The sequence below is a fragment of the Pseudomonas sp. E1BtOHC1 genome, from assembly GCF_058744285.1.
The window spans coordinates 1,222,363-1,238,758 of the sequence record NZ_CP196023.1 but is presented as its reverse complement, the minus strand read 5'-3'; the positions used below and the strand labels follow the sequence as shown (position 1 = coordinate 1,238,758).

The following is a 16,396-nucleotide window of genomic DNA, read 5'->3' as shown; positions in this document are numbered from 1 at the left end:
GTACAGCTGTGTTGACGCTTTCGCCGGCAAACTGGCTCCTACGGAGATTGTAGATGCCGGTTTGCCGGCGAAGGCCGGTCCCCGATTGGAAGCTGAGCGCGGCTCAAAAGACACCATCCGGGAGATAAAATCGCCGCTCAGTATATCGACCCGGCCCAATAAACGTTGGGCCTTGTGCACAGTTCGAGCATTTTCCCGAACGCCTCACTCCAGCGCCTTCCAGATCTGCGTGGCGTATTCACGGATGGTCCGGTCCGAAGAAAACCAGCCCATGCGCGCCGTGTTGAGCACCGCAGAGCGCCACCACTCCTTGGAGTCGTGCCAACGCTCCTCGACTCGGGCCTGGGCACTCCAGTAAGCATCGAAATCGGCACAGACCAGGAACCGGTCGTAGTCGATCAGGGAATCGATCAGCCCGATGTAGCGCGACGGATCATCTGGAGAGAACACCCCGCCACGAATCGCCTGCAGCACATCGTTGAGCCGATGGGAGGCAGCGATATCCGGCACCGCGCTGAATTCGCCATTGCGCTTGCGCGCCTCAACCTGCTGGGCGCTGAGGCCGAAAATGAACATGTGTTCGGCGCCCACCTGCTCGCACATTTCGACGTTGGCGCCATCCAGGGTGCCGATGGTCAGGGCGCCGTTGAGGCCGAACTTCATGTTGCTGGTGCCCGAAGCCTCGAAGCCGGCGGTGGAGATCTGCTCCGACAGGTCGGCGGCGGGAATGATGCTTTCCGCCAGGCTGACGTTGTAGTTGGGCAGGAACACCACTTTGAGCAGCCCGCGCACTGTCGGGTCGTTGTTCACCGTACGGGCGATGTCGTTGGTCAGTTTGATGATCAGCTTGGCCTGGTGATAACTGGCGGCTGCCTTGCCGGCGAAGATCTTCACCCGGGGCACCCAGTCGGTTTCCGGCTCGGCGCGGATCGCCTGGTACAGCGCCACGGTATGCAGCAGGTTGAGCAATTGGCGCTTGTACTCGTGAATGCGCTTGACCTGCACATCGAACATCGCCGCCGGGTTGACCGCGATTCCCAGACGCTCATGGATGATTGCCGCCAGGGCGCGCTTGCTGTGTAGCCGCTGTTCGGCGAACTGCTTGCGAAAGGCCGCTTTCTCGGCAAAGGGCTCAAGACCCAGTAGCAGTTCCTCGGGATTGTCCAGCAGTTCGGGGCCCAGAGCGTCCACCAGCATTTCGGTCAGTTGCGGGTTGGCCTGGTATAGCCAGCGGCGGAAAGTGATGCCGTTGGTCTTGTTGTTGATCCGCTCGGGGTACAGCTTGTGCAGCTCGGAGAACACCGTGCTGCGCATCAACTGGGTGTGCAGTCCGGAGACGCCATTGACGCTGTGGGAGCCGAGAAATGCCAGGTTGCCCATGCGCACCCGGCGACCGTTGTCTTCCTCGATCAGCGACACCGCCCGCAGTACGTCGAAATCATGCAGGCCCTTGGCCCGCAAGGAGTCGATGTGCTGGGCGTTGATCAAATAGATGATCTGCATGTGCCGTGGCAGCATGCGTTCCATCAGGCCCACCGGCCAGGTTTCCAGGGCCTCGGGCAACAGGGTGTGGTTGGTGTAGGACAGGGTTTCCACGGTGATCTGCCACGCCGCATCCCAGGCGATGCCGTGCAGGTCCACCAATTGGCGCATCAGCTCGGCCACAGCGATCGACGGGTGGGTGTCATTGAGCTGGATGGCCGCGTGCTCGCCGAGGCTGAGCACCGAGTCGTGCATGTTCTTGTGGCGCCGCAGCAAATCCTGCAACGACGCCGAGACGAAGAAATACTCCTGGCGCAGGCGCAGCTCCTGGCCCGCCTCGGTGCTGTCGGCCGGGTACAGCACCCGGGAGATGCTCTCGGCCCGGGCCACTTCTGCCACGGCGCCCAGGTGGTCTCCGGCGTTGAAACGCTCCAGGTGCAAATCCTCCATGGCCCGGGCCCGCCACAGACGCAGGGTGTTGACACTGGCCCCACGCCAGCCCACCACCGGGGTGTCGTAGGCCACTGCCCGTACGGTTTCCGCCGGCCACCAGACCTGGCGAGTGTTGCCCGCCTCGTCGGTCACAGTGTCGACGCTGCCGCCAAAGCCGATGGAGTAGATCACCTCGGGGCGCTCGAACTCCCAGGGGTTGCCGAAATCCAGCCAGTGTTCGGTCTGCTCCTGCTGCCAGCCGTCGACAATCGCCTGGCGGAACAGACCGTGCTCGTAACGGATACCGTAGCCGTGACCGGCGAGGCCCAGAGTCGACATGCTCTCCATGAAACACGCCGCCAGGCGCCCCAGGCCGCCGTTGCCCAGGGCCGCATCGGGCTCCAGCAAGCGGATGCGCTCCAGGTCCACCCCCAGATCGGTGAGGGCCTCACGGGCCACGTCCAGCAGGCCAAGATTGCTCAGGCTATCGAACAGCAAGCGGCCGATCAGGAACTCCAGGGACAGGTAGTACACCCGCTTTTGCCCCTTGCGATACATCTGTCGCGTGTGATCCATCCAGTGGTCGACCATATGGTCCCGCGCAGCCAGGGCAATGGCCTCGAACCAGTCGTGGTCGAAGGCGTGATCCGGGTCTTTGCCTACCGCGTAGGTGAGTTTGGTCAAGACGGCTTCGCGAAAGGCGGCCACCTCAGCGTCGCGAACAAGGGATTCCTGAGTCATCGATACGACCTCTGACGAGATACACAGTGAGCATGGAATGGTCTGAGCCTAGTCGGTCTGACACGGAGCGAAGGCTCTGGTTCGGCGCTGTTTCAAATGGCTCGGCTCAAGAGGGAGTCTTCTGCGCCTGCGGGGAAAAAGATGCAGATGCCGTGCCGCCAGGGACTAATCGCCAAGCACGAAAGAAAAATCCGACCTAAAGTCGTTCAAAAATCCACCAGTCCCGGTATGATCGCGCGCCCTGGAACATGCCGGAACCACCACCTTGATGAAGTCCAACCTGATCGCCGCCGCGGAAATCGACCGTCTCGATACCTGGGCCAAATACACCGCGCCCATGTGCGGTTCCTGCATGTCCAGCTGCTGCACCCTGCCGGTGGAAGTGAAGATCAAGGACCTGATCCGCATTGGCATCGTCGACGAATTCGAGCGCGGCGAACCGGCGAAGAACATCGCCAAGCGCCTGCAGAAAGAAGGCATCGTCGAGCGCTACAACCAGAAGTCGGAAATCTTCACCCTGCAGCGCATGAGCAACAACGACTGCCTGTATCTGGATCGTAAAAGCCGCCTGTGCACCATTTATGACAAGCGCCCGGACACCTGCCGCAACCACCCGAAGATCGGTCCACGTCCGGGCTACTGTGCCTACAAGCCCAAGCCCCAGGAGCGCCCGACCAATACCAGCAGTCGGACCCTGGAACGCTTCTGAGCCCGATCGGCTAGCGGGAGCCCTCCCCGCGCACAAAAAACCGGCACAAAAAAAACGCCCCCGACCGCAAGGCCGGGGGCGTTTTCATTCAGCCGGAACTAAAGACTCAGTTCTTGGCTTTCTTGGCAGCGCGGGTACGCTCGCTTTCGTCCAGGATCTTCTTGCGAAGACGGATGGACTTAGGCGTCACTTCGCACAGCTCGTCGTCCTGGATGAATTCCAGAGCCTGTTCCAGGGTGAAGCGAACAGGTGGAACCAGGGCGATGGTTTCGTCCTTGCCCGAAGCACGCATGTTGTCGAGCTTCTTGCCTTTGGTTGGGTTCACACCCAGGTCGTTGTCACGGCTGTTCAGACCAACGATCTGACCGTTGTAGATTTCCTGACCGTGTTCAACGAACAGCTTGCCACGCGCCTGCAGGGTTTCCAGGGAGTAGGTCAGTGCCTTGCCGGTTTCAACCGAAACCAGAACGCCGTTCTGACGGCCGGACATGTCGCCGGACTTCATCACGTCGTAACGATCGAAGATCGAGGTCAGGATGCCAGCACCGTTGGTCAGGGTCAGGAACTGGTTACGGAAACCGATCAGACCGCGAGCAGGGATGTTGTATTCCAGACGTACACGGCCCTTGCCATCCGGCACCATGTTGGTCAGGTCGCCCTTACGCAGGCCCATCTCTTCCATCACCTTGCCCTGGGATTCTTCCGGCAGGTCGATGGTGACGTTTTCGAACGGTTCGTGCTTCACGCCGTCAACCAGACGGATGATCACTTCTGGACGGCCTACAGCCATTTCGAAGCCTTCGCGACGCATGGTTTCGATCAGTACCGAGAGGTGCAGCTCACCACGGCCGGAAACCTTGAACTTGTCGGCCGAGTCGCCTTCTTCAACGCGCAGAGCAACGTTGTACAGCAGCTCTTTGTCCAGACGTTCCTTGATGTTACGGGACGTCACGAACTTGCCTTCTTTACCGCAGAATGGCGAGTCGTTGACCTGGAAGGTCATGGAAACGGTTGGCTCGTCAACGGTCAGAGGCTTCATCGCCTCGACGGTGTCCGGGTGGCACAGGGTGTCGGAGATGAACAGCGAGTCCATACCGCTGATGCACACGATGTCGCCTGCAGCCGCTTCTTCAACGTCCACACGGTGCAGACCGTGGTGACCCATCAGCTTGAGGATACGACCGTTACGCTTCTTGCCAGTGGCGTCGATAGCCACGACTGGAGTGTTCGGCTTGACCCGACCACGAGCGATACGGCCAACGCCGATCACACCCAGGAAGCTGTTGTAGTCCAGTGCGGAGATCTGCATCTGGAACGGACCGTCACGGTCAACAGCCGGCGCAGGTACGTTGTCGACGATCGACTGGTACAGCGGGGTCATGTCTTCAGCCATTTCGGTGTGGTCCAGACCGGCAATGCCGTTCAGGGCCGAGGCGTAGACGACTTTGAAGTCCAGCTGTTCTTCAGTGGCGCCCAGGTTGTCGAACAGGTCGAAGATCTGGTCCAGAACCCAGTCAGGACGCGCGCCCGGACGGTCAACCTTGTTGATCACCACGATTGGACGCAGGCCGGCTTCGAAAGCCTTCTTGGTCACGAAACGGGTTTGCGGCATAGGGCCGTCTTGAGCGTCGACCAGCAGCAGCACGGAGTCGACCATGGACATTACGCGCTCAACTTCGCCGCCGAAGTCGGCGTGGCCCGGGGTGTCCACGATGTTGATGTGGTAGCCGTTCCAGTTGATGGCGGTGTTTTTGGCCAGGATGGTAATGCCGCGTTCTTTTTCCTGGTCGTTGGAGTCCATCACGCGCTCGTCGTTGAGCTCGTTGCGCTCCAGGGTGCCGGATTGACGCAGGAGTTTGTCTACCAGGGTGGTCTTACCATGGTCAACGTGGGCAATGATGGCGATGTTGCGTAGATTTTCGATCACTTGTGTATCTCGATCAGAGGATTCGGTGTGCTGACAAATGCTGGCAGCGATTAACAATAGATTCAGGCCTGGCCGTTACAGCTGGACGGCGGCGTCGGGGGGCCGGTGACGCAAGCCACAGGCGAACATCCCCGGGCACTTAGCTCGGTCTATAAACGCGCACATTGGCATGTCCCTCACTGAGCAGATGGTGAGCATGCAGGCGACTCATGACGCCTTTGTCGCAATACAGCAGGTACTGGCGCGTAGGGTCCAGTTCCTTGAAGCGGGCGTTCAATGCATAGAACGGCAGCGCTTTTACTTCGACGCCAGGCAGCTGCAGCGGGTCATCTTCCTCGGCATCCGGGTGACGGATGTCGATGACGATCTGACCGGCCAGCGCTTCACTGACTTCTTCAATCTGCAAATCCTGGCCCAACTCGTCGATCACTCGATCGATCGGCACCAGTTTGGCCCGCTCGATCGCACGCTCGAGCACCGCCATATCGAATTCTTTCTCTTCATGCTCGACGCGATGGCGCTTGGCATGGGTCTTGGGGTTCACCGAGATGACCCCGCAGTACTCCGGCATGTGCTTGGCGAAGTCGGCGGTACCGATTTCGACGGCCAGGTCGATGATGTCCTGCTTGTGGCTGGCGATCAGCGGACGCAGTACCAGCTTCTCGGTCACGCAGTCGATTACCGACAGGTTCGGCAGGGTCTGGCTGGACACCTGGGAAATCGCCTCGCCGGTCACCAGCGCGTCGATGTGCAGGCGGTCGGCGATGCTCGACGCGGCACGCAACATCATACGCTTCAAAATGACGCCCATATGACTGTTGTCGACTTTGCCAAGGATTTCCCCGAGCACTTCCTCGAACGGCACGCTGACGAACAGCACCCGCTGGGAGCTGCCGTACTTCTTCCATATATAGTGCGCGACTTCCATCACGCCCAGTTCGTGGGCACGTCCGCCCAGATTGAAGAAGCAGAAATGCCCCATCAGGCCGCGGCGCATGATCTGGTAGGCCGCCACGGTGGAATCGAAACCGCCGGACATCAGCACCAGGGTCTGTTCCAGGGCGCCTAGCGGGTAGCCGCCGATGCCATTGTGCTGGCTGTGGATCACGAACAACCGTTGGTCGCGAATTTCCATCCGCACTTCGATTTCCGGCTCTTTCAGGGAAATGCCGGCGGCGCCGCACTGCCGACGCAGTTGGCTGCCAACGTACTTTTCCACATCCATGGAGCTGAATTCATGCTTGCCGGCGCGCTTGCAGCGCACCGAAAAAATCTTCCCGGGCAAGGCCTCGCCGAAGTGCTGCTTGCACTTGGCAACGATGTCGTCGAAGTCGCCCAGAGGGTACTCGTCGACCTGCAGGAAATGTGCGATGCCGGGCATGCAGCTCAGGCGCTCGGTCAGGTCCTTCAGGGCCTTGGGCTCGCTGAGGGCGGTTTCCAGTTCGAGGTTGTCCCACACACCATTGACCACCACGGCCGGGTCCAGATCGCGGAGCACGGCACGGATGTTCTTGGCCAACTGACGGATGAAACGCGTCCGTACCGGGCGGCTCTTGATGGTGATTTCCGGGAAAACTTTAACGATTAGTTTCATGAAAACAGCGCGCGCTGGGCCAGCCGAAAAAGGGGGGCGCGGATTATAGCGGAAATTGCTCAAGGTTTAACCAGTTAATGTGCAGAAGGTTTTCAATGCACCAAAACGGGTCATTTATCAAAGAAGACGCTACATTGCAGTGCGCCAAATGCCGGCATTACGCCAAATCCGCTGCAGAAAGCGTGATTTTGGGGCAGAAAACCCATCTCGGGGCACTGGCATGCAATTTGCTCCCTTGTGAGGCAGGTTGCCATGGCAGAGTATTCGCGCCGGCATCACCCACATTCTAAGGGCACTCCAACACCAAGCCCGAAGCCACCCCGGAGGACACTATGTCGAAGTCGGTTCAACTCATCAAAGATCATGACGTCAAATGGATTGATCTGCGCTTCACTGACACCAAGGGCACTCAACATCACGTGACCATGCCGGCTCGTGATGCGCTGGATGAAGACTTCTTCGAATCCGGCAAGATGTTCGACGGCTCCTCCATTGCTGGCTGGAAAGGCATCGAAGCCTCCGACATGATCCTGATGCCGGACGACGAAACCGCCGTGCTGGACCCGTTCACCGAAGAACCGACCCTGATTCTGGTCTGCGACATCATCGAACCTTCGAGCATGCAAGGTTACGACCGCGACCCACGCGCCATCGCCAAGCGCGCCGAAGAGCACCTGAAAGCCACCGGCATCGGCGACACCGTATTCGCCGGTCCAGAGCCAGAGTTCTTCATCTTCGACCAAGTGAAATTCAAGTCCGACATCTCCGGCTCGATGTTCAAGATCTACTCCGAACAAGGTTCCTGGATGTCCGACCAGGACATCGAAGGCGGCAACAAGGGCCACCGTCCAGGCGTCAAAGGCGGCTACTTCCCGGTTCCACCGTTCGACCACGACCACGAAATCCGTACCTCCATGTGCAACGCACTGGAAGAAATGGGCCTGACCGTTGAAGTTCACCACCACGAAGTGGCGACTGCCGGCCAGAATGAAATCGGCGTCAAGTTCAACACCCTGGTGAAGAAAGCCGACGAAACCCAGACCCTGAAATACGTCGTGCACAACGTGGCCGACGCCTACGGTCGCACCGCCACTTTCATGCCTAAGCCACTGTACGGCGACAACGGCTCGGGCATGCACGTGCACATGTCCATCTGGAAAGACGGCAAGAACACCTTCGCTGGTGAAGGCTATGCCGGCCTGTCCGATACCGCCCTGTACTTCATCGGCGGCATCATCAAGCACGGTAAGGCTCTGAACGGCTTCACCAACCCGGCAACCAACTCCTACAAGCGTCTGGTTCCAGGCTTCGAAGCCCCGGTCATGCTGGCCTACTCGGCGCGCAACCGCTCCGCTTCGATCCGTATTCCTTACGTGTCGAGCCCTAAAGCCCGCCGTATCGAAGCCCGTTTCCCGGACCCGGCTGCCAACCCGTACCTGGCCTTCGCTGCTCTGCTGATGGCCGGCCTGGACGGTATCCAGAACAAGATTCACCCTGGCGACGCTGCTGACAAAAACCTGTATGACCTGCCGCCTGAAGAGGCCAAAGAGATTCCACAAGTTTGCGGCAGCCTGAAGGAAGCCCTGGAAGAGCTGGACAAAGGTCGTGCGTTCCTGACCAAAGGCGGCGTTTTCAGCGACGACTTTATCGACGCTTACATCGCCCTGAAAAGCGAAGAAGAGATCAAGGTCCGTACCTTCGTACACCCACTCGAATACGAGCTGTACTACAGCTGCTGATCCGCAAGCCGCGTGATCAAGAGGCCTCCTTCGGGAGGCCTTTTTTATGCCCGCGCATTTGCCCTGCCCGGGGTGGTTGCGTGCATCATGGGCGCCGACCTTCTCTTATCAGCCGAGCCCACCCATGACTTCGCGCCTCAATCTGTGCCTCGCCCTGACCTGCAGCCTGCTCACTACAGCCGCCTGCGCCACCGAAGCTCCCGCCGCTCTCGCCCCATTGCTGGACAGCATCGGCGAACGCCTGGCAATTGCCGATCAGGTGGCCCTGAGCAAATGGGACAGCCACAAGGCGGTGGAGGACCGTCCTCGGGAACAGCAGGTGATTGCCGGCGCTACGGCCCAGGCCGCCACCTATCACCTGAGTGAGGAAACGGTCGGGCAGTTCTTCGCCGCCCAGATCGAAGCCAACAAACTGCTGCAGTACGCCAGGCTGTCCAGCTGGCACCTGCAAGGCCTGGCGCCGGAAACGCCGCGCCAGGACCTGGCCGGACAGATCCGCCCACAACTCGATCAGTTACAAAAACGCCTGCTGCAGCAACTGGCCGACTTCAGCTCCCATCGCGGTGATCGCCAATGCCCGCAATGGCTGGCCCAGGCCAATCAGGCCGCCAGCAGCGACCCGTTGCGGCGGCTGGCAATGATTCGCGCTACCGCTGAGTTATGTGTGTTCAAAGGTTAACCGCGCCCGCGCCCAGCCTCACGCCGCCCTATGCTGAGCCTTTCAACCGCACACCCGTAATGGGCTGGAATCACCGTGATGCGCATCGCTGTTTTTTGCCTGCTGTGGATAACGGCGCTGCCCGCCAGCGCAGAGCCTTACACACAACTGCAGTTGCAGGGCGTGCCAGACCACGGCGCGCTGCGGGCCAACAACGGCAGCTTCAATGTGCAGGTGACGCTAGCCCCGGACTTGCAGCCGCAGCATCGCCTGCGTCTGCTGCTGGACGACCAGCCTTATGGAAGCCCCAGCCGAGGCCCCGAGCTGCCGCTGGTGAATATCGACCGCGGCCAACATCGCCTGGCGGTGCAGATCCTCGACGGCGCGCGGGTGCTGCAACAGAGTCCGAGCATCACCTTCAGCCTGCTGCGAGCCCATCGTCGTTGAGCGCAAACCTCAACCGCGCACCACCCCGCTGGCCAACAGCTTGGCGATAGTTGACTCATCCAGCCCCAACCCCTGCAGCACCGCGCGGGTGTCCTGGCCCAGGGCCGGCGGCGCACTGCGATAACTGGCCGGCGTGCGCGAAAGCTTCACCGGTGAACCCACACCCCGATAATCCCCCATCTCCACCAACAGGCCGCGATGCCGGGTATGGGGATGAGCCACCACCTGATCCACCGTGGCAATCGAACCGCAAGGCACTCCCAGGCCAATCAGCCGCGGCGCCAGCGAGGCCCCATCGTGGGCAGCCAGATGCCGCTCCAGCGCCTGCTTCAAGGCCTGGCGATTGACCGAGCGCTGGCCGTTATCGGCAAACCGCGGGTCTTCCAGCAACTCGCTGGCCCCCAGTTCCTGGCACAGCCTGGCGAACTGTCGATCATTGCCAACCGCGAGGAAGATCGGTTCGCCAGCCGTGCAATAGCTGTCGTAAGGGGCAATGTTGGGATGGGCATTTCCAGTGCGTTTCGGGGGCTTGCCGGAGGCGAAGTAGTTCGGCAGATGAGGGTGCAGCAGGGAGACACCGCAGTCATACAGGGAAATATCCAGAGACTGCCCAAGGCCACTGCGCTGACGTTCGTTGAGGGCCAGGAGAATCCCCGCCAGAGCATTGAGCCCGGTGACCATATCGACGATCGGCAGGCCGATGCGCAATGGCCCGCCCTCGCCTTCACCGTTGACACTCATCAAGCCGGCCATGGCCTGGATCACCGCGTCATAGCCGGGCAAACCGCCCAGGGGGCCATCGGCGCCAAAGCCGGAGATCGCGCAATGGATCAACCCCGGGAAACGCGGGCTCAGCACCTCCTGAAAACCGATGCCCCAGCGTTGCAGGGTGCCGGGCTTGAAGTTCTCCACCAGCACGTCGGCGCCTTCCAGCAATTGCATCAGCAGGGCCAGGCCCTCGGGGCGCGACAGGTCGACGGCAATCCCCTGCTTGTTACGGTTGATGCCGCGAAAGTACGAGGCGTCGTCGCCTTCGAACGGCGGCCCCCAACCCCGGGTCTCATCGCCACTCAAAGGCTCCAGCTTGATGACTTCGGCGCCATGGTCGGCCAGGGCCTGGGTACAGTAGGGACCGCCCAGCACGCGACTCAGATCGATGACTTTCAGGCCCGCCAGGGCCCCTTGGGCAAGCTTCATCCAGGTACTCCGCACATCGGAAAGGGACGGCCAATCAGGCCGGCAGCAACTGCATGGCCTCGGCTTGCGACAGCGGGCTCTCATTGGCCAGGCGCGCCAGCAATTCGGCATCGATGGCCGGCTCCAGGCTCAAGGGGTCCCGTGGCAGCACCCTGTGCGCCAGCACCAGATGAGCCAGGGCCAGGCGTCGATAATCCGGAGCCTGGCGCACGGCCTCCCAGGCCATGAAGATCGCGCTGGTCAGGTGATACAGCACGCTGCCGAACTGCCGCACCTGCTCATCCCGCCGTTGTTGCGCCACCGCACTGAAGCCAGTGACCGTGCGCAGCAGGGCCGAATCGAACAGCCGGCGGCTGATGTCCGGCAGATCGGCCTCGACCAGCAGTGCCGTCAGATAGCCTTGCAAGGATTCCAGCGCCTGCTCACGGGTCACCGCCCGGGCAATGTCCAGCGCGACGATATTGCTGGTGCCCTCCCAGATCGAACCCAGATGGGCATCGCGTACCAGCCGGGCATCGCTCCACTCCTCGATGTAGCCGACCCCACCTCGCACCTCCATGGCATCGCCGGTGACCCGCCGAGCGTCGCGGCAGGCGCGGAACTTGATCAGCGGGGTGAGAATCCGCACACATTTGCGCGCCGCCTCGTCACCGCCATCGGCCCGGGGCAGCAAGCTGGCGATCTGCATGAACATCGAGCGCGCCTGCTCGGTGGGCAGCATCATCTTCAGCAACTGCCGCTGCATCAGCGGCATCTCGATCAGGTACTTGCCGAAGGCCCGGCGCTGGCGGGCGATGAACAACGCTTCGTTGACCCCGCGGCGCATCAGCCCCGCCGCCCGCACGCCGTTGGACAGCCGCGACATGTTGACCATGTCGGCCATCTGCTGGAAGCCACGACCGACCTCGCCGATCAGGTAGGCGCTGGCGCCTTCCAGGGTGATCTCGCCACTGGCCATGGAGCGGCTGCCCAGCTTGTCCTTCAGGCGCTGAATCCGATAGTGGTTGCGCGAACCGTCGGCCAGGACTTTCGGCAGCAGAAACAGGGTGACCCCGGCCATGCCCGCAGGCGCCTGTTCCGGGCGCGCCAGGACCATGGCCAGGTCGGCATCCGGGTTGGAGCAGAACCATTTCTCGCCGTACAGCCGCCATTGGCCGTCTTCCAGCCGGGCGCGGGTTTCGGTGCGCGAGACATCGGAGCCGGCGGCCTGCTCGGTCATGAACATCGCCCCCTGGAACAGCTCGTCGAAATCCTGGGACTGCAGCTGCGGCAGATAACGCTGCACCAGCTCAGGCGCGCCGAACTTGCGCAGGGTGCGGGCCAGGGAGTCGGTCATGCTCACCGGGCAGCACAGGCCAAATTCCGCCTGGACGAACAGATAGGTCAGGGCGTACTTGACCAGCGGCAGCGGCCCGTCAGGGCGATGGCTCATGGAGGCCAGGCCCAGCTCGGCGTAGGCCACCCGCTCCAGGGCGACATAGTCCGGGTGCTTGGCAATGCTTTGCAGGTTCTCGCCGCGGCGGGTGCGGGGCTGCAACACAGGCGGGTGCTTGTCGGCGGACAGGGCCAATGCATCCAGCTCGCCACCGGCCCGGGCGCCCAGGCGCTGCAAGGTCGGCAGCCACTGCTGGCAGACCTCCGGCGGCAGGTAGACCTTGAGCAATGCGCCCAGGCCGGCGTCGCATTCAAACAGGTTGATACCACGGCTGTCGGGGATGTTCAGGCGGTCTTCAATAGGGCGGGGCTCGGCGGTCATGGCGCGTCTCCTGATTTTTGTAGGCCGAGACTAGAGCCGCCTTCGATAAGTATCTAATACAAAATTGATCAACTACGATAAGTAATCCAGATCGTAGAGGCAGGATCACATGGACCTCAAACAGCTGCGCTACTTCGTCGCCGTGGCCGAGGAACTGCACTTCGGGCGGGCCGCAGCGCGCCTGTGCATTTCACAACCGGCGCTGAGTTTCGATATCAAGAAGCTTGAAGGGCAACTGGATCTCCAGTTGCTCAACCGCAACAACAAGTCAGTGAGCCTGACCAACGCCGGTCAGGTGCTGCTGGGCGAGGCGCGCTATCTACTGCTGCGGGCCGACCAGGCACGACGCCTGACCCAGCGTTCGGCCGAAGGCTTTGCCGGACGCCTGAGTGTGGGTTTCGTCAACTCGATCCTGCACCGCGGCCTGCCCCAGACGGTCAAGGCCTTCGAGCGCGATCATCCGGACACCGAGATCGTGCTGATGGAAATGAACAGCGCCGCTCAGGCCCAGGCCCTGCAGCGGGGCCAGATCGATATCGGTTTCGTCCACGGTGGCACCTTCGCCGCCGGCATCCACAGCGAGACACTGCTGGCCGAACCCTTTCTCTGCTGCCTGCCCCAGGGCCACCGGCTGGCCCGACAGGCGCAAGTCGACCTGGGGCAATTGGCCAATGATGACTTCATCCTGTTTCCACGGGAGGTCTCGCCCCACTACCACGACCTGATCATCGCCCGCTGCGTGGCCGCCGGATTCAGCCCGCGCATCCGTCACGAGACTCGGCTCTGGCAAACCGTGGTGGCGATGGTGGCCCATGAGATGGGGGTGGCGCTGGTGCCCCAGACCCTGGCCCTGCTCGGCCAACCGGGAGTGCGTTACTGCGAGATCGAAGGCAAGGGCGCGCCTTCAGAGATCCTGGCGATCCATCTGGCGGACCAGCCTTCGGCCGCAGCCGACAGCTTCCTCGCCATGTTCCGGGCCTTGCTGCAACCGGCAATCACAGGGGAGTGAGCGCCACGCGGCGATACGAAATCACGTATCAAACCATAAGATTTAATCATTATATTTTTCGATTCCTGCCTGTATAGGCTCCCAGCGGTCGGGCCTTGCATGAAGCCCACGTGCCCTGCGCGGGTGCCCATAACAATAACAAGCAGGAGTTGCACATGACCGCCGCCCTGGAAGCTGCCGCCCACAAGAAAGCCCGCAAGGCGGGCATCGCCTCGTTCATCGGCACCACCATCGAGTGGTATGACTTCTACGCCTACGGAATCGCCGCCGCCCTGGTGTTCGGCAAAGTCTTCTTCCCCGCCGACCTGCCCCCGGGCACCGCTACCCTGCTGTCCTTCCTGACCCTGTGGGCCGGCTTTGTCGCGCGCCCCATCGGCGGCATCATCTTCGGCCACATGGGCGACAAAATCGGCCGCAAGACCACCCTGGTGATCACCCTGATCATGATGGGCGTGGCCACCACCTGCATCGGCCTGCTGCCCAGCTACCTGCAGATCGGCATCTGGGCGCCGATTGCCCTGGTGACCTTGCGCATCATCCAGGGCATCGCGGTGGGCGGCGAATGGGGCGGGGCGATCCTGATCGCCAGCGAGAGCGCGCCCAAGGGCAAGGGCATTCTCTATGCCGCCTTTGCCCAACAGGGCTCACCGGCCGGCAACCTGCTGGCGACCCTGGTGTTCTTCGGCCTCAGCGCCCTGCCCGCGCCGGACTTCCTGCTCTGGGGCTGGCGCATCCCGTTCCTGCTCTCGGCGCTGCTGGTGATAGTCGGCATGATCATTCGCCTCAAGCTCGAAGAGTCCGATGACATGCAGCGCCTGATCGCGCAGAAGAAGACCGTCAAGCTGCCGATTCTCGAAGTGCTGCGCAACCACTGGCGGCTGGTGCTGCTGGGCGCCGGAGTGCTGCCGATCATCCACGTCACCTACTTCAAGAGCACCTTCGCCCTGTCCTGGGCCACCAAGGAACTGGGCTACACCCAGGGCAGCTTTCTCAGCGTGATCGTCATGGCCCTGGTGGTGCAGTTCATCACCCAGCCCCTGGGGGCGGTGCTGGTTTCACGCATCGACATGCGCAAGGCCATGGTGTTGATGGTGGTGCCGGAACTGGTGCTGATGCCGGCGATGTTCTTCGCCGTGGAAACCGGCAGCTACTGGATCGCCGTACTCGGCATGTGCCTGGCCACCGTGCCCCATTCGATGTTCTATGGCGCGGTAGGCGGCATCCTGGCCCGGGCCTTTCCGACCCGGGTGCGCTACAGCGGGCTGTCGATTTCCTATCAGCTGTGCTCGCTGCTGGTGGGGGGCGCCACCCCGGTACTGGCCCAGAGCATCCTCAACGGCACCGGCTGCATCGTCGGCGTGGCCATCGCCTCGGCCTGCTACACCCTGGTTTCGCTGCTGTGCATGCTGGCGCTGCTCAAGCGCATCGGCCACAACGCTGCCGAGCTGTCCACGGCGGAGCAGGCGGATGCCGATGAACTGGCGCGCCAGACAGACAACCGGCTGCAGCGACCTGTGGATATCCCGGAGCAAGCCGGCCCGGGTCCTTCAGGCAAGCCGCTACAGCCCGCTCACTGAATCGCCCCGGGGCCTGGACATGCGGCGCTCATGCTCCAGCAGCCAGCGTTTGCGCCACAGCCCGCCGCCGTAGCCGGTCAGCGCGCCATCGCTACCAATGACTCGGTGGCAGGCGATGACGATGGAGATCTGATTGGCGCCGTTGGCTCGGGCCACGGCACGCACCGCTGACGGCGAGCCGATCCGGCTCGCCACTTCGGCATAACTGCAGGTGCTGCCCAAGGGGATGGCGCGCAAGGCCTGCCACACCGTTCGGGTAAAGGGCGAGGCGTTCATCGCCAGAGGGGTATGGAAGCCGGCGGACTCTCCGGCGAAGTAGCGCTGCAGCTCGGCCTCGATTTGATCGATGGGGGCGAAACGTCCGAACCCTATGCTGGAACCGCTGCTCTTTTGCAGGTTTTGCAGTTCATTGGCCAGGGCCGGACGATCGAAAAACTCCAGCAGATGCAGGACCTGGGCATCCGCCACCGCCAGCATCACGCCAATGGGGGTCTGTAGCCAGTCCACCTTGAGCAGCTCGCGCCCCCGCAGGTTCGACGGCGGCTGGCCGGCCAGGCGGGCAAAGGCACGACGAAAGCCACTATCGGAGTCAAAGCCGGCGCTGATCTGCGCCTCGATCACCGACTCTCCGCAGGACAGCTGCTGCATGCCTTGGCCCATGCGTCGCAGGCGGGCCATTTCCAGGAAGGTCACCCCAAAGTAGCGCTTGAACGCGCGACGCACCGTGGACGGGTCCAGCCCCTGGCGGCTCAGGTCATCTTCGTACCAGCGGCGTTCGGGATCGCTTTGCAACTGATCCAGCAGGGTTTGCACCCAGGGCTCCTGCACTCCGGACCGCTCCAGGGGGCGACAACGCAGACAGGCGCGCAATCCCGCTTCGACGCAGCCCTTGATGGAGCTGAAGAACACCGTGTTCTCACGCTTGGGCTTGCGTGCGGCACAGGTCAGGCGACAGAACACGCCGGTACTTTTGACCCCGACAAAGGCAAAGCCTTCATAGGCCGGGTCGCGATCCAGAAGGGCCTGGTACAGGGTGTCGTCATCGGGGAGCTGGAACAGCAGGGGGGCGTTTTCCATGGCCGCATCCTAAACCTTGAAGCATTGGGTTCGAGCACTTTAAACCCGCTC

The 16,396-nt window shown here is 62.0% G+C and carries 12 protein-coding genes; 6 read left to right on the top strand and 6 right to left on the bottom strand.

The genetic code is table 11. The features are described 5' to 3' along the window. Nucleotides 1-204 precede the first annotated feature (204 nt). The gene (locus ACSSVC_RS05735) at nucleotides 205-2,655 is read right to left on the bottom strand and encodes a glycogen/starch/alpha-glucan phosphorylase (protein WP_346634202.1); all 2,451 of its coding nucleotides are present in this window, start codon (nucleotides 2,653-2,655) and stop codon (nucleotides 205-207) included. A 265-nt stretch (nucleotides 2,656-2,920) separates the two neighbouring features. Between ACSSVC_RS05735 and ACSSVC_RS05730 the strand changes: the two genes are divergently transcribed. Beyond that, a complete protein-coding gene (locus tag ACSSVC_RS05730; RefSeq protein WP_170002055.1) occupies nucleotides 2,921-3,364 on the top strand; it encodes a YkgJ family cysteine cluster protein in 444 nt (147 codons plus the stop codon). Between the two features lie 106 nt (nucleotides 3,365-3,470). Here the strand turns inward: ACSSVC_RS05730 and typA are convergent, their stop codons facing one another. Both typA and thiI read right to left on the bottom strand, forming a co-directional pair. After that, nucleotides 3,471-5,291, bottom strand: coding sequence for a translational GTPase TypA (typA, locus tag ACSSVC_RS05725; RefSeq protein ID WP_041751915.1), 1,821 nt, complete (start codon nucleotides 5,289-5,291; stop codon nucleotides 3,471-3,473). 139 nt (nucleotides 5,292-5,430) lie between these two features. Continuing rightward, the gene (gene thiI / locus ACSSVC_RS05720; RefSeq protein ID WP_346634201.1) at nucleotides 5,431-6,885 is read right to left on the bottom strand and encodes a tRNA uracil 4-sulfurtransferase ThiI; all 1,455 of its coding nucleotides are present in this window, start codon (nucleotides 6,883-6,885) and stop codon (nucleotides 5,431-5,433) included. A 332-nt stretch (nucleotides 6,886-7,217) separates the two neighbouring features. Between thiI and glnA the strand changes: the two genes are divergently transcribed. The 3 genes from glnA (at nucleotide 7,218) to ACSSVC_RS05705 (ending at nucleotide 9,729) form a co-directional block, all read left to right on the top strand. After that, entirely contained in the window at nucleotides 7,218-8,624 is a 1,407-nt protein-coding gene (glnA, locus tag ACSSVC_RS05715) for a glutamate--ammonia ligase (protein ID WP_016965623.1), read from the top strand. Between the two features lie 124 nt (nucleotides 8,625-8,748). Next, the gene (locus ACSSVC_RS05710; RefSeq protein WP_446439533.1) at nucleotides 8,749-9,303 is read left to right on the top strand and encodes a chorismate mutase; all 555 of its coding nucleotides are present in this window, start codon (nucleotides 8,749-8,751) and stop codon (nucleotides 9,301-9,303) included. Nucleotides 9,304-9,381: 78 nt separating this feature from the next. Further along, nucleotides 9,382-9,729 (top strand): hypothetical protein, encoded by a 348-nt coding sequence (locus ACSSVC_RS05705; protein WP_346634199.1) that lies wholly within the window; start codon nucleotides 9,382-9,384, stop codon nucleotides 9,727-9,729. A 9-nt stretch (nucleotides 9,730-9,738) separates the two neighbouring features. On the opposite strand, the gene ACSSVC_RS05700 is transcribed toward ACSSVC_RS05705, so the two are convergent. Beyond that, a complete protein-coding gene (locus ACSSVC_RS05700; protein ID WP_446439534.1) occupies nucleotides 9,739-10,926 on the bottom strand; it encodes a CaiB/BaiF CoA transferase family protein in 1,188 nt (395 codons plus the stop codon). A 34-nt stretch (nucleotides 10,927-10,960) separates the two neighbouring features. Then, nucleotides 10,961-12,682, bottom strand: coding sequence for an acyl-CoA dehydrogenase family protein (locus ACSSVC_RS05695; RefSeq protein ID WP_492612065.1), 1,722 nt, complete (start codon nucleotides 12,680-12,682; stop codon nucleotides 10,961-10,963). A gap of 109 nt (nucleotides 12,683-12,791) precedes the next feature. Here ACSSVC_RS05695 and ACSSVC_RS05690 point away from each other — a divergent pair, with 109 nt between their 5' ends. After that, nucleotides 12,792-13,691 (top strand): LysR substrate-binding domain-containing protein, encoded by a 900-nt coding sequence (locus tag ACSSVC_RS05690; RefSeq protein WP_346634196.1) that lies wholly within the window; start codon nucleotides 12,792-12,794, stop codon nucleotides 13,689-13,691. 155 nt (nucleotides 13,692-13,846) lie between these two features. Continuing rightward, nucleotides 13,847-15,268, top strand: a complete 1,422-nt coding sequence (locus ACSSVC_RS05685; RefSeq protein ID WP_492612064.1) for an MFS transporter — start codon at nucleotides 13,847-13,849, stop codon at nucleotides 15,266-15,268. Here the strand turns inward: ACSSVC_RS05685 and ACSSVC_RS05680 are convergent. Continuing rightward, the gene (locus tag ACSSVC_RS05680) at nucleotides 15,251-16,345 is read right to left on the bottom strand and encodes a bifunctional transcriptional activator/DNA repair enzyme AdaA (protein WP_492612063.1); all 1,095 of its coding nucleotides are present in this window, start codon (nucleotides 16,343-16,345) and stop codon (nucleotides 15,251-15,253) included. The two genes, ACSSVC_RS05685 and ACSSVC_RS05680, sit on opposite strands and share 18 nt — an antisense overlap. Between the last annotated feature and the right edge of the window lie 51 nt (nucleotides 16,346-16,396).

What these genes read in the sequence shown, in the direction of transcription:
- ACSSVC_RS05735 (WP_346634202.1), bottom strand. Translation starts at nt 2,655, where the DNA reads ATGACTCAGGAATCCCTTGTTCGCGACGCTGAGGTGGCCGCCTTTCGC.
- thiI (WP_346634201.1), bottom strand. Translation starts at nt 6,885, where the DNA reads ATGAAACTAATCGTTAAAGTTTTCCCGGAAATCACCATCAAGAGCCGC.
- glnA (WP_016965623.1), top strand. Translation starts at nt 7,218, where the DNA reads ATGTCGAAGTCGGTTCAACTCATCAAAGATCATGACGTCAAATGGATT.
- ACSSVC_RS05710 (WP_446439533.1), top strand. Translation starts at nt 8,749, where the DNA reads ATGACTTCGCGCCTCAATCTGTGCCTCGCCCTGACCTGCAGCCTGCTC.
- ACSSVC_RS05705 (WP_346634199.1), top strand. Translation starts at nt 9,382, where the DNA reads ATGCGCATCGCTGTTTTTTGCCTGCTGTGGATAACGGCGCTGCCCGCC.
- ACSSVC_RS05700 (WP_446439534.1), bottom strand. Translation starts at nt 10,926, where the DNA reads ATGAAGCTTGCCCAAGGGGCCCTGGCGGGCCTGAAAGTCATCGATCTG.
- ACSSVC_RS05695 (WP_492612065.1), bottom strand. Translation starts at nt 12,682, where the DNA reads ATGACCGCCGAGCCCCGCCCTATTGAAGACCGCCTGAACATCCCCGAC.
- ACSSVC_RS05690 (WP_346634196.1), top strand. Translation starts at nt 12,792, where the DNA reads ATGGACCTCAAACAGCTGCGCTACTTCGTCGCCGTGGCCGAGGAACTG.
- ACSSVC_RS05685 (WP_492612064.1), top strand. Translation starts at nt 13,847, where the DNA reads ATGACCGCCGCCCTGGAAGCTGCCGCCCACAAGAAAGCCCGCAAGGCG.
- ACSSVC_RS05680 (WP_492612063.1), bottom strand. Translation starts at nt 16,345, where the DNA reads ATGGAAAACGCCCCCCTGCTGTTCCAGCTCCCCGATGACGACACCCTG.